Raw genomic sequence first — 12,322 nt, forward strand, 5'->3', positions numbered from 1 at the left:
TATGATAGTAATAAACAATTTGGATCCAATTTTTGAAAAGTTATTTATTTGGAATGACAAAAACGAAGATGGATTGCAGACATATGATGAGATTAATAGCTTAAATAGCCTTGGAATTAACTTGTATTTTACTGAAAAGGAACTAAAAAGTGCTAACAACTTTAAACTCGATAGCGAAATTGACCAAATATTTAAATTTAAGTCACTTACACATGTGGGGAACGCTTATAGCATACGAATGAAAGTGAGATTAAATTAATGCTAAAAAGAATGACATTGACGTTTGACTTTAAAAAGCTTTTTCGCCTACACCGTTGGACTTTAGCGCTAGCGGTTTATATCTTCATAATATGGTTCACCACGCCTGATACTTGGTCTCATAAAGAGACCTACTTTAGAGCTGTAACACTGCGCCAATTATCAATTATTCTCGTACCGGTATTTATTACCTATTTTCTTGTTGATTTTTTTAAAAATAAACCGATTATTGTCGATTTAAATGAGCAGACATTGATCCAAGGTGAAAAAGTTATAGATTTAAGTAAAGCAGACCAAATCACAATTGTTGAAAAGCCCGTGATTAAATCAATTGAGATACATTTTTCTAAATATGGTTATTCTTTAGTTAAGATACCTGGGTGGTTTATTGAAGATGTCACGCAGACTAGCTTGAATTTTTATCACTATGCTAAAAATACAGATAAAAAATTTAGCATATCCAGAAAAAGAACGAGTCCGTTAAAAGGCAGCATTATTTAATTTGCACCATAAGCAGATTTTATTTTGAAGTATCTAACTGTTGGGTATCTATAGAGAGGGCGTTCAAAGTTCAGGGCCAGATTAAATTCTTAAATATTGAGTACGTTGTTTAAACGCTTCTCAAAAAATGCTAACTAAGATAAATAAAGGCTGCGATGTGCAGCCTTTTTTAATTTTAAACTTTATTTTTTAAGCGTCTTGTTTGGCTTCTTCTTCACTAATTTGTTTTAGTGCTTGAATAAATGAGTCGCTTGGTTGTCCGCCACTGATTGCGTATTTATCGTTGATAATAAATGTAGGGACTGAAGTAATACCGAGTTGCTTAAAGCGGTCTTGCTCTTGGCGTACTGTTTGAACGTATTTATCTGAGTGTAAAATACTACGCGCCTGTTCTTTATCAAGGCCAACACTTTCTACTACATCAAGCAAAGCGTCTTCCTGATTTAAGTATTTTAAATCGGTGAAGTGTGCTTCAAACATGGCAAGCTTTAATTCGGTTTGCTTATCTTCTTCACGCGCCCAAGTAAGTAGGCGGTGTAAATCAAAGCTGTTGATCATGATGCGCTCACCATCAAAATTAAAGGTAAACCCGGCACGCTGACCTGCTTCGAACATGTTTTTGCGATTTTCATCGCCTTGCTCTTCAGTCAGGTTGTACTTTTGGATTAGGTGCTCGTTTAAATTTTGACCTTCAAGCGGCATGTCAGGGTTTAGCTCAAAAGGATGCCACGTAATATCTGCACTCATCTCGTCTTTAAGTTGGCCAAGCGCTGTTTCTAGGTTTTTATAACCTATTACGCACCATGGGCACATTACGTCTGACACGATATCAATTTTAAAGTTTTTCATATTCATCCTTTTGCGGATTGCTTTGGTATAACAGAGGATATTGGGATGAAGTATGCATTATCAATCCTCAAACTAAAAAGAGCAGCTAATTGCTGCTCTTTATAAAGGGTTTAAGCGTTAAGCCCAAACGGGTCGTCAATACTGTAACTTGGTTGTGTAAACCAATGTGGGCCGTTGTCGGTCATATAAAAGTGATCTTCTAAACGTACACCAAATTCATCAGGTATAACTAGCATTGGCTCGTTACTAAAACACATGCCAGGTGCAAGTGGGGTTTTGTCTCCACCGACTAAATAAGGCCATTCGTGAATGTCTAAGCCAATACCATGGCCCGTACGATGCGGGCAGCCCGGTGTTTGGTACTGTGGCCCCAATCCTTGAGCCGCTAAATAGTGACGAGCGCCGGCATCAACTGCTTCACACGTAGCGCCAATTTTTGCAGCACTAAAGGCGGCGAGTTGCGCTGCTTTTTCATGATCCCAAAACATGCGCTGGCGCACTGTTGGCTCACCAAATACATAGGTGCGGGTTATATCTGAAAGGTAATCATGCACTTTGCAACCGGTATCTATTAATACCATATCGCCTTTTTTAAGCACTTGCGCATCTTTAACGCCATGTGGAAATGAGGTCGCCACACCAAATAAAACAATACAAAAATAGTTACCGGGGGCGCCTACTTTTTGATGCGCTTTTTTAATGAAGGCTTCTACCTCTGTGGTGGTAATACCTTCGTAAAGCATGCTTGCAGTTGCTTGATGTACAGCTAAAGTCATATCCATTGCGCATTGCATGAGCGCTAATTCGTTTACCGACTTATGCATGCGGCAATGTGCAGTAACGCTCTGTGCATTAACTATATTTAGGCCTTTTTGCGCTTTGTTTATACCGTCGAATATAAAAAACTGTGCACTTTCATCAATGCCTATTGTGGCATTGTCATTAATGTTGAGCTGCTTGAGTACACTTACAAATAACGCATATGGACTTTCGTGTTCTTGCCATCCATGAATGGGGCCTTCAATCACTTTAAAGCCGTTTAGGGTGCCAATTTCAAAATAAGGGGCTATGTATTGTACATCGCCTATAGCGGGTAAAATGGCACCAACCATGCGCTCACTTGCATACCATTTCATACCTGTAAAATAAGTAAGGTTTGTACCTGCATTTAAATAAATTGCATCTATATTATTTGCTTGCATATAAGCTTGTGCTTTTGCAATGCGCTGTAAATATTCATCTGCTTGAATAGGGGTTACATTGGCGGTCATATTGCTTAATCCCGCTAATGCTTGCTCGCTTGTGTGTACCAACGCCTAGTGTGGCCATAAAAGTCTCCTTGGTTTCAATACCAAGCTGCATAAATTCTTGAGCAATTTAACATATTAAATTTCACTAAAATGTTAAAAAGGCCCAATAAGCAGATTGGTGTCACGGCTAGCGCATTTTAATCCCAGATTCTAACAGGGTTGAGCGATAATCATCGTCTAGCCCTGCCATTTTCTTTTTTCTCGCCATACTGGCTGTTTTAGTTGTATCTTGTTTAAATAACGCCATGGCTATTTTTCTCATTACGTTAAAAACAAGGGGTCCTTGCTTCTTACGGATTCTTGATTCATCTTCCCTAAAGTTCATATCCAACATCCAATGCATACTTTCAACCTGCCAGTGGCTTCGTACCGCATTAAGAGCTTGCTCCGCACCTAACGCTAACGAACTAATATACCAACGCGTTTCTATCGTGTCTGTACCTGATGATTTATCGTGAACCTCAGCGGTTACTTGAATAACACTCTTTAAGCCAGACCATTGGTAGATTTTATCTAACCAGCTTTTATCAATAAGCAATTGCTGACAAACCCTTGTTTCAATGCGCCCATGCCCTGAGCTTATTTCGGTATGTTTATCATAGTTGCTATTGGTCAATCCTTCGCGCTCACTCTTGTGCCACCAAGCTTCTAATTCACTCTGCATACCTGAATGGTTACCTTTGAGCGCTAGGATATAATCAGCTTTTTGTTTAATTATTTGTTTCGCTATTTCTTGCTGGCAGCCCATAGCATCAAGTGTAATGATGCTATTTTCAATATCTAGCATGGTGAGTAACTCAGGTATGGCTGTGATTTCATTTGTTTTGCTATCAACGGCTGTTTGCCCTAAAACTAACTGGTGTTGGCAGCTCCATGCACTGACGGTATGTAAAGCACTTTTTCTATCTTTGGTTGTAAATGAACGACGTGCAGTTTTTCCATCCATAGCAATAATATCAGCACCCGTGGTTTCAATAAGTGAAGATATCCAAGATTGAAATGCATGCTCTATTTCATCTGATTTTAACCGACAAATGACACGGGCTATGGTGTCGTGTCTTGGAATACCCGCGTTGAAAGCGCCATATCTTTTTAACCAATCAAGTTTTAGATGCCCAAAGTCTTCAATATCCTCCCATCCTTGTGCACCGGAGATTACTGCACTAATGGCTAAAAGGAGAATATCGATAAGCTCATGCTTTTTACAGCGTTCAATGCGAGGATCGGTAATTGAATTAAAGTGTTTCAGAAAAGTAGCGCTCATATTTTACGTGACCAAGGTGATTATTATGCCTTGATCTGATCACTACATATTCTATAAGTTCAATTTATAATGATCTTGCCGTGAGATTGGTGTTAGGCATTGTGTTTAATGTAAAAGCATAATTCAATATTATGCGACAACATTCATGCTAAGGTTTTTTAGCGTAAGGTAAACGCGATAATTTATTGCTAGTGTGGTAACTATCAAGCCCTGTTACAGCCACTGTTTCAATGGCTTGTAAATCTAAAAAGCCATCACTTTGCAGCGCAGCTTCATCTAAATACACATCGGTAATTTCACCTATAACCAGCTCGGTGCCATTAACGGCTAAGTGTTGGTGCTCAACGTATTTTACAGAGTATTTTAATCGCGACTCTTGCACAAACGGGGCTGTAAATTCATTTAGGTATTCTGGCGTTAAACCTGTCGCGTCAAACTCTGACTCGCCTTTATCGTAGCGAGCTGATGTTTGATGAGCTTGCTTATATATGGCCTTATTAACTTGGTTAATGGTGTAACAGCCGGTTTCTATGATGTTTTCAAACGTATGGCGAGGCACGCTATTAGGACGCATTATCATGCCAACCAATGGCGGGTGACCCCCTAAATGAATAACCGAGCTAACAATAGCTACATTTGTATTGCCTTGCTTGTCTTGCGTGCCAATTAAGTTGGCGCTTTTAAAACCCGAAAGTGAATTAATTAAATGAGTACGAGTGTGTTTTTCAAGTGCGTTTATGCGCTCTTTAGTAAAATGCATTAAAGGTCCTTACCAGGGTATGGCTTCGCCTTGCCAATCTAAATAGGCGGGCTCACCGTTAAGTTCTAAATGAGGGTTATTAAACGTAAGTGTAAAAAGCTGTTTAGCTACAAATTCAGCGCTAAAAAGCTTATCCGCAGGTACGTTTTTTTGAAATGGTTTTGAAAGTGCTGTATCGGTAGTGCCCGGATGAAATAACACCAGTTTAGTATTTTTAGCTCGGCGCGCCAGTTCTACCGCTGCGGTTTTAAATAGCATGTTTAAGGCCGCTTTAGATGCGCGGTATGTATACCAACCGCCTAATTTATTATCGTTAATACTGCCCACACGCGCACTGAGCGCCGTTATAGTGCACTGCGTTTTATGTGTTAACAGCGGTAAAATGCTCTGCAAGCACAGCAAGGGAGTGAGTGTGTTGGAATTAAATAATTCGTTAAAATAGTCTGCGTTTAGCTCTTCTAGCTTTTTTTCTGGCATGTGGGTTTTGTTGTGTAAAGTGCCATTAAACATAACGACTTGTTGAATATCGGCATTTTGCTCTTTTAAGTAAGTTGTAACCTTGGCTAAGCTTTGCGCTGTGTAATCGCTCTTTAGGTAAACAACATTACTATTTGTTTTTGCCTTTTTTGAGCTAACACATATAACTTGCACTGTGGGGGCATTTATTTGTAGGTGCTCAATATAAGCCTGTGCTATTGCGCTGCTGGCACCAAATAAAACAATTGTTTTCATTGTTTGTCCTTTGTATTAACAGTGCATTGGCCGTTTAAACAGGAGGCGTTTGGCATGAGCAAACGGCTTATTTTTTGTCTGTGTTTTGCAAAAAACATATAGGCGGCATCAGCGAAGTAGCGAATTATTGGCAAGCGAAAAATTTTCAACCAGCGGTATTTTCCTACTGTTCTCCACGCTTGATAAGTAACATCTAAGCCGTAAATCATCTCGCCAGTTGGTAACCTTGCATGCAATATAGCCATGGCCTTGTCTTTATTAACACTTGGATAACGTGCGCTAAAATCGTGGCTATTAAGGTCTTCTAAAACAATTTTATGTTTAGTATCAGCATCTTTAAGGTGCTGCATTTCGGTATTGCAAAGCGGGCAGCTGGCGTCGTAAAAAATGATCATAAAAGCCGTTTTCTAATAATTTACATATAGCTAATTACGATTCACCATTGCAAATGGATCTATTAAATCTGCGCTCATGATGATATTAATAGCATTCCATGAAACAAAGGAGACTGAGAAATGAGTGAACAATATGCCGCCTTGCGAGGTAATGTTAATTTACTTGGGCAGCTACTAGGACAAACTATTAAAGATGCCCAAGGCCAAGCGATTTTAGATAAAGTAGAGGAAATTCGTGCTTTATCAAAGTCATCTCGCAGTGGTAACGAAGACGACAGACAAGCGCTAATTGAGGTACTACATGCGCTTAGTGATGAAGAGCTTTTACCGGTTGCCCGTTCATTTAATCATTTTTTAAATTTAGCTAATGTAGCAGAGCAGTTCCACACTGTTTCGCGTTTTAATGATGTTGGTTTTTGCCAACTAAACCCTCTCACTCAAACATTAAAAACGTTAACTGCAAAAGCAAAAGAAGGCCAATTAGATAGTAATCATCTGGCCGAAACACTCTCAAAACTCCACATAAACTTAGTATTAACCGCTCACCCAACCGAGGTGACGCGCCGTACCATCATTAATAAACACGTAGAATTAAGTGATTGTCTAGCCTCGCTTGAGCGCAAAGACAATTTACCACAAGAGCGTGAAGCTATTTTAAACCGTATCGCTCAGCTTATCAGCCAAGCATGGCACACTGATGATATTCGTCGTTCTCGCCCAAGCCCAGTTGATGAAGCTAAATGGGGATACGCTGTTATTGAAAACAGCTTATGGCACGCTGTGCCACGCTTTTTACGTGAGTTTTCAGATCAAGTTAAAGAGCATTTAAGTTTAGAGCTCCCAATTGATTACAGCCCCATTGAGTTTACCTCTTGGATGGGCGGAGACCGTGACGGTAACCCATTTGTAACTGCACAGGTAACACAGCAAGTACTTGATCATGGTCGTTGGATGGCGCTTGATTTATACAGCCGTGATATTGACACGCTAAGCGCAGAGCTGAGCATGTCAGATGCAAGCGATGAGCTAATTGAGCTGGCAGGACAAGACTTTGAACCTTATCGCGCTGTACTTAAAAAGCTTAAAAACCAAGTCTCTGAAACAGTGGTGCATTTAGGTGCAAAAATTAAGAATAAGCGCAGCGATTCAGAAGACTTAATCACTGATATAAATCAAATCAAGCACCCAGTAGAGGTGTGCTATCGCTCTTTATTAAAGTGCAACATGAAAGTTGTCGCCGATGGTTTATTACTTGATTTACTGCACCGTATAAATAGCTTTGGCCTGCGTTTGGCAAAACTTGATGTGCGCCAAGATTCAGACCGCCACAGCGATGTGTTTTCTGAGCTTACACGCCACCTAGGCTTAGGTGATTACAACCAATGGCAAGAGCAAGATAAGCAAGCATTTTTGCTTACCGAGCTTAACTCACGCCGTCCGCTTATTCCTAAAAACTGGCAACCAAGTCCAGAGGTGCAAGAAGTACTCGACACCTTTGATGTAATAGCTAAGCAAGATGAAAAAACATTTGGCTTGTATATTATTTCAATGGCGCGTACCGCCTCTGACATTTTAGCTGTACAACTGCTTTTAAAAGAAAGTGGCTGTCAGTTTGATTTACCAGTAGCGCCTTTGTTTGAAACGCTTGACGATTTAAACGCCGGTAGCGATGTAATTACCACGTTGCTTGATAACGTATGGTACCGCGGGCATATTAAAAATACCCAAAATGTCATGATTGGTTATTCTGATTCAGCTAAAGATGCCGGCATGATGGCCGCAGGCTGGGCACAGTACGAAGCAATGGATAAACTAGTGCAGCTTGCCGATGAGCGCGGCATTGAACTTGTTTTATTCCATGGTCGTGGTGGTACGGTAGGGCGCGGTGGGGCGCCTGCTGCACAAGCACTGCATTCACAACCGCCTGGTTCATTAAAAGGTGGCTTGCGTGTAACTGAGCAAGGCGAAATGATCCGCTTTAAGTTTGGTTTACCCGATGTAGCACTGCAAAGTTTAAATATTTACGCGGGTGCTGTACTGCAAAGTAACTTATTACCACCGCCAGAGCCTAAGCAAGAATGGCGTGAAGTGATGAAGTTGATAAGCGAGCAGTCGTGCGATCACTACCGTAATGTGGTTCGCCATGATGAAAACTTTGTTCCTTACTTTAGAATGGCAACGCCTGAGCTAGAGCTGTCTAAATTACCATTGGGCTCGCGTCCTGCGAAACGTAACCCAAATGGTGGGGTTGAGAGCTTACGTGCTATTCCATGGATTTTTGCATGGAGCCAAAACCGTTTAATGTTACCTGCATGGCTTGGTGCATTAACAGGCTTAAAAGCGGCACTCGATAAATACGGCATAGAAACACTGCACGAAATGAGCCTGCAATGGCCATTTTTCAGAGCACGTCTTGAAATGCTAGAAATGGTATTTAGTAAAGCCGATAGCTGGTTAAGTGAGCATTACGATAACGCGCTGGTGGAAGATATGTACAAACCACTGGGTACCTCGTTACGTAAAGAGCTAGAAGAAGCAATTAGCTTAGTGCAATCGCTTAGCCCTCAAAATAGCTTATTGGCAGATCAACCATGGATAAAAGAGTCGATTGCGCTGCGTAATCCGTACACCGATCCGCTTAATGTACTGCAAGTTGAGCTGCTGCGCCGTTCGCGCTCAAGCGATAAAGTAAGTGAAGGTGATATTGATAATGCATTAATGATCACTATGACAGGTATTGCTGCAGGTATGCGCAATACTGGTTAGTCTACTTTAACTAAAAAACAGGGGAGCACAGTGTGCTCCCTTTTTTTGCTGGCATTTAGGCGTCTAACCTTTTAAACTACTTAGCCATTAAATAATTATAATATGTTATGGCATCAGCAACTTTTACTGTGCAACAAGACACAGCACTCACAAATTCACATATCTCATTAAGCGTTACGCAAACTCAAGCATTACGCAGCCAATTAAAAGCCCAGCGCGGTATTTTACATCCTAACGATATTAGCCAATTATGCGCGCAACTTAATGTATCTGATGACGCGTTATTACAAGGTTTAGTGCCTTTAGCGTCTGAATTTTCGGTGGCTCCTGTTTCTCATTTTCATGTGGGAGCTATTGTTAAAGCACTTGATGAGCAAGGTGATATAAATTTTTATTTTGGTGCTAATGTCGAGTTTGATCACCAAGCGCTTAGTTTAGTCGTGCATGCAGAGCAGTCGGCGATTAACAATGCGTGGTTAAATGGCGCAAAAAAAATACTAAAAATAGCAATTAGCGATGCCCCATGTGGTTATTGCAGGCAGTTTATGAACGAACTGGCTGATGCAAAAGAGTTTGATATTTTACTACCAGATCAGCACTTTAAATTAGCTGATTTATTACCGCATTCATTTGGCCCCACTGATTTAGGCAACGATTTTAGCCTGTTTAACCCAAAACAGCAGCAATACACATTTGCAGATACAGCTCTCGATGAAAAACTAGCAGCCATGGCGCTAATGGCCTACGTACCTTACAGTAACAACTTTAGCGCAGTTAAAATAAGCACCTTTGATAATGGTGACTTTTACGGCAGTTACGCAGAAAACGCGGCTTACAGCCCAAGCCTTTCGCCACTACAAAGTGCGCTTAGTCAATTGTTTTTAGCGGGTCTAAGCTTTAACGATAAAACGATTAAAGCAATTACACTGTTAGAAACCCAAGGTCATGAAAACCAAGGGGGAGTAGCACGTGCGGTACTTGCAAGCTTTAGCAATTTGCCAGAAATAGAAGTGATAAGCGCAGAGCTAAGGTAACCAGAATTTAGATTAAGCTAAAAACAATAAAGCACAGCAATTGCTGTGCTTTATGCGTTTTATTAAAGCGCTAAAAAGGCATTAGCCTAATAGTACTTTTGCAGCTTCTAATACCACAGCCACTGATTTTTTCTCAATTTCACCGTGATCAACGTTTGGAATTTCTTGGCGAGTACGGTTAACCAATACACCGGCAACACACGCCGCTTTAAGGCCTAGCGCTGCACACATGGTAAATAAGGTAGCAGACTCCATTTCATAGTTCATCACGCCTAGGTTTTGCCATTCTTCACAGCTACCTTGTAATGACTTAGGTACATAACCCGAATGCGTATCGTAACGCTCTTGCCCTGGGTAGAATGTATCGCTTGAGGCAGTAATACCAATGTGGAAGTCGATATCTAGGTTTTTACACGCTTGCACCATAGCTTGAGTTGCAAAAAAGTCAGATACCGCAGGGTAGCTAAGTGGTGCAAAGTGTTGGCTTGCGCCATCTAAACGCACAGACGCTTGGCTTACTAAAATATCACCTTCATTAATATGTGGCTGAATTGCCCCAGTAGTACCAATGCGTAAGAAAGTACGTACGCCAAGCTGTGCCAGCTCTTCTACAGCAATAGAGGTTGAAGGGCCGCCAATACCGGTTGAACAAATCACCACAGAGTGACCATTTAACTGGCCTAAATAAACATGAAACTCACGTGTTTGAGCAAGGCAGGTTGGGTTGTCTAGGAATTGAGAAATGCGTGCAGCACGATCTGGGTCACCAGGGACAATAGCAAGCTCAGCCCCTTTTAAATCGTCAATACATAATCCTAAGTGAAATACCTTTTCCATAACTAAGCCTTTTTATAAAAATTTGTTGTCAATCTAGCATCATTACGGCAAATGTAAACTAAGTACAGGACGTATGTCCGATGTTGAAAAATACTTATAAATGATGGCTTTATTCATTCACATTGAATATTAAATCAAAGGCTTAAAGTTCGTTAAAAGGTGGGTGGTTGACTTGTTTATTGAGAGTCTATATGTATTGATTATGGTGATAATTTAAATTTATCAATACGTGGTTTAAAGCATTTTTAGTTATTTAATAACAAATAGTTACGGTTTTATTTTGACTTTATTTTAACGGCTTTTATATAAGCGCGTAAATAATGCTTGAGCAATAAGTGAGCGCATTACGCGATATTTGCAAATAGGTCGATAATTTTAGTTTTTGCATAACTAATCAAAACCACATGAATAAAACACACAAGTATAGGATTTATTATGAGCACACAATTTGACGCGTTTAAACGTAAAGTAGAGCACTGTTTATGTGCACCTGGCGATGGTGTATTTACAGTTAATACCGCGAAAGAGCGTAAAGCGGCATTACGTAATAAATTGTATGGGCAAAGCGAAAATGTTGATGTTTTGTGGCGCGATTCTTTAACACAATTACCCGAATCTTCTCACAAAGCGGTTATGTTAGGTATTAGCTCAGATTGTGGCGGCGGTATTTTACGTGGCGCAAACTGGGGGCCATTATTTTTACGCTCAGCCTTGATTGATCAGCAAACCCAGTGCCGCTCTTTTGATTTAGGTGATGTACGCGTTATCCCGCATTTATTACATGATAAATACTTAAACGACGCCACAATTTCAAACTGCCAAAAAGCCCTATACGGCGATAAAAACGATGATTACTACGTAAGCCCGCTTTCTATTACCGAAGATGTGTGTGACAGTTTTTACGCCACATTTAAAGATAAAGGCATATTTGGTATTGGGGGCGATCACTCAATCAGCTACCCACTAACTAAAGCGTATTTAAAAGCTAAGCGTGAGCAAGGCAAACGTACTGCTATTATTCATTTTGATGCGCATACCGATTTATTAGTAGAGCGCTTAGGGATAGATTTATGCTTTGGCTCGTGGTGTACGCATATATTAGAGTTTTTACCTGCACCGCATCATTTAATCCAGTTTGGTATTCGCTCAAGCGGTAAACCTAAATCGCACTGGGAAAGCACCTTTGGTGTAAAACAACATTGGGCTAATGAAATTATAGAGCGTGGTGCAAAAGCGGTTGCTGATGAAACCATTGCGCAGCTTAAAGCCGATAAAGTAGATGAAGTTTACGTAAGCTTTGACATAGATGCACTCGATGCCGAATTTGCCTCAGCCACGGGCACACCAGAAGATAACGGCTTAACCCCGCAACATGCACTGGATATTTTACAAGCTATTGCCGATGAGTTTCCAATTACTGGCGCCGACATGATGGAAATAGCGCCATTTACCGACAGCTCATTAGTAGGCCAAGCAAGTTCAGAAACAACATTACGTGAAGGCGCTAAAATTTCAGCGTTCTTAATTAGTGCAATGAATAGATAGCAGGTTAGTCTTTAAAAAAATCTAGTCCTATCAGCGTATAGGGCTAGGTTAAAAACTAGCGGTTCGGTTAC

The 12,322-nt window shown here is 40.6% G+C and carries 10 protein-coding genes and 1 pseudogene; 4 read left to right on the forward strand and 7 right to left on the reverse strand.

Annotated features, from left to right (window positions below):
* The first annotated feature begins 276 nt into the window (after positions 1-276).
* Complete coding sequence (locus VOI46_RS17475; protein WP_138724996.1) at positions 277-759, forward strand: hypothetical protein; 483 nt, start codon at positions 277-279, stop codon at positions 757-759.
* Positions 760-948: 189 nt separating this feature from the next.
* On the opposite strand, the gene VOI46_RS17480 is transcribed toward VOI46_RS17475, so the two are convergent.
* The 6 genes and pseudogenes from VOI46_RS17480 to VOI46_RS17505 all read right to left on the reverse strand — a co-directional run bounded on the left by VOI46_RS17480 (position 949) and on the right by VOI46_RS17505 (position 6,069).
* Entirely contained in the window at positions 949-1,608 is a 660-nt protein-coding gene (locus VOI46_RS17480; protein WP_324738308.1) for a DsbA family oxidoreductase, read from the reverse strand.
* Positions 1,609-1,718: 110 nt separating this feature from the next.
* Positions 1,719-2,937: pseudogene (locus VOI46_RS17485) on the reverse strand (Xaa-Pro peptidase family protein).
* 108 nt (positions 2,938-3,045) lie between these two features.
* Entirely contained in the window at positions 3,046-4,182 is a 1,137-nt protein-coding gene (locus VOI46_RS17490) for an ISAs1 family transposase (protein ID WP_024602346.1), read from the reverse strand.
* A gap of 148 nt (positions 4,183-4,330) precedes the next feature.
* Positions 4,331-4,942 carry a flavin reductase gene (locus VOI46_RS17495; RefSeq protein WP_138579135.1) on the reverse strand — a complete coding sequence of 204 codons (612 nt, stop codon included), beginning with the start codon at positions 4,940-4,942 and terminating at the stop codon, positions 4,331-4,333.
* 9 nt (positions 4,943-4,951) lie between these two features.
* The gene (locus VOI46_RS17500) at positions 4,952-5,674 is read right to left on the reverse strand and encodes an SDR family NAD(P)-dependent oxidoreductase (protein ID WP_004588762.1); all 723 of its coding nucleotides are present in this window, start codon (positions 5,672-5,674) and stop codon (positions 4,952-4,954) included.
* Positions 5,671-6,069, reverse strand: coding sequence for a DUF393 domain-containing protein (locus VOI46_RS17505; RefSeq protein WP_004588761.1), 399 nt, complete (start codon positions 6,067-6,069; stop codon positions 5,671-5,673). The genes VOI46_RS17500 and VOI46_RS17505 overlap by 4 nt, the downstream gene beginning before the upstream one ends.
* A 120-nt stretch (positions 6,070-6,189) precedes the next feature.
* Between VOI46_RS17505 and ppc the strand changes: the two genes are divergently transcribed.
* Complete coding sequence (ppc, locus tag VOI46_RS17510) at positions 6,190-8,835, forward strand: phosphoenolpyruvate carboxylase (RefSeq protein ID WP_004588760.1); 2,646 nt, start codon at positions 6,190-6,192, stop codon at positions 8,833-8,835.
* A gap of 107 nt (positions 8,836-8,942) precedes the next feature.
* Entirely contained in the window at positions 8,943-9,869 is a 927-nt protein-coding gene (gene cdd, locus VOI46_RS17515; RefSeq protein ID WP_282338008.1) for a cytidine deaminase, read from the forward strand.
* An 81-nt stretch (positions 9,870-9,950) separates the two neighbouring features.
* Here the strand turns inward: cdd and udp are convergent, their stop codons facing one another.
* Positions 9,951-10,706 (reverse strand): uridine phosphorylase, encoded by a 756-nt coding sequence (udp, locus tag VOI46_RS17520; RefSeq protein ID WP_004588758.1) that lies wholly within the window; start codon positions 10,704-10,706, stop codon positions 9,951-9,953.
* Between the two features lie 435 nt (positions 10,707-11,141).
* On the opposite strand from udp, the gene VOI46_RS17525 reads away from it, so the two are divergent.
* On the forward strand, positions 11,142-12,251 hold the full coding sequence (locus VOI46_RS17525; RefSeq protein ID WP_282338009.1) for an arginase family protein: 1,110 nt from the start codon (positions 11,142-11,144) through the stop codon (positions 12,249-12,251).
* Positions 12,252-12,322 lie beyond the last annotated feature (71 nt).

The sequence above is a fragment of the Pseudoalteromonas sp. CuT4-3 genome, from assembly GCF_035666335.1.
In the GTDB taxonomy this organism is placed as follows: domain Bacteria; phylum Pseudomonadota; class Gammaproteobacteria; order Enterobacterales; family Alteromonadaceae; genus Pseudoalteromonas; species Pseudoalteromonas atlantica.

Coding starts and splice junctions, on each gene's coding strand:
- ppc (WP_004588760.1), top strand. CDS start 6,190: ATGAGTGAACAATATGCCGCCTTGCGAGGTAATGTTAATTTACTTGGG.
- VOI46_RS17500 (WP_004588762.1), bottom strand. CDS start 5,674: ATGAAAACAATTGTTTTATTTGGTGCCAGCAGCGCAATAGCACAGGCT.
- VOI46_RS17505 (WP_004588761.1), bottom strand. CDS start 6,069: ATGATCATTTTTTACGACGCCAGCTGCCCGCTTTGCAATACCGAAATG.
- VOI46_RS17495 (WP_138579135.1), bottom strand. CDS start 4,942: ATGCATTTTACTAAAGAGCGCATAAACGCACTTGAAAAACACACTCGT.
- cdd (WP_282338008.1), top strand. CDS start 8,943: ATGGCATCAGCAACTTTTACTGTGCAACAAGACACAGCACTCACAAAT.
- VOI46_RS17525 (WP_282338009.1), top strand. CDS start 11,142: ATGAGCACACAATTTGACGCGTTTAAACGTAAAGTAGAGCACTGTTTA.
- VOI46_RS17490 (WP_024602346.1), bottom strand. CDS start 4,182: ATGAGCGCTACTTTTCTGAAACACTTTAATTCAATTACCGATCCTCGC.
- udp (WP_004588758.1), bottom strand. CDS start 10,706: ATGGAAAAGGTATTTCACTTAGGATTATGTATTGACGATTTAAAAGGG.
- VOI46_RS17480 (WP_324738308.1), bottom strand. CDS start 1,608: ATGAAAAACTTTAAAATTGATATCGTGTCAGACGTAATGTGCCCATGG.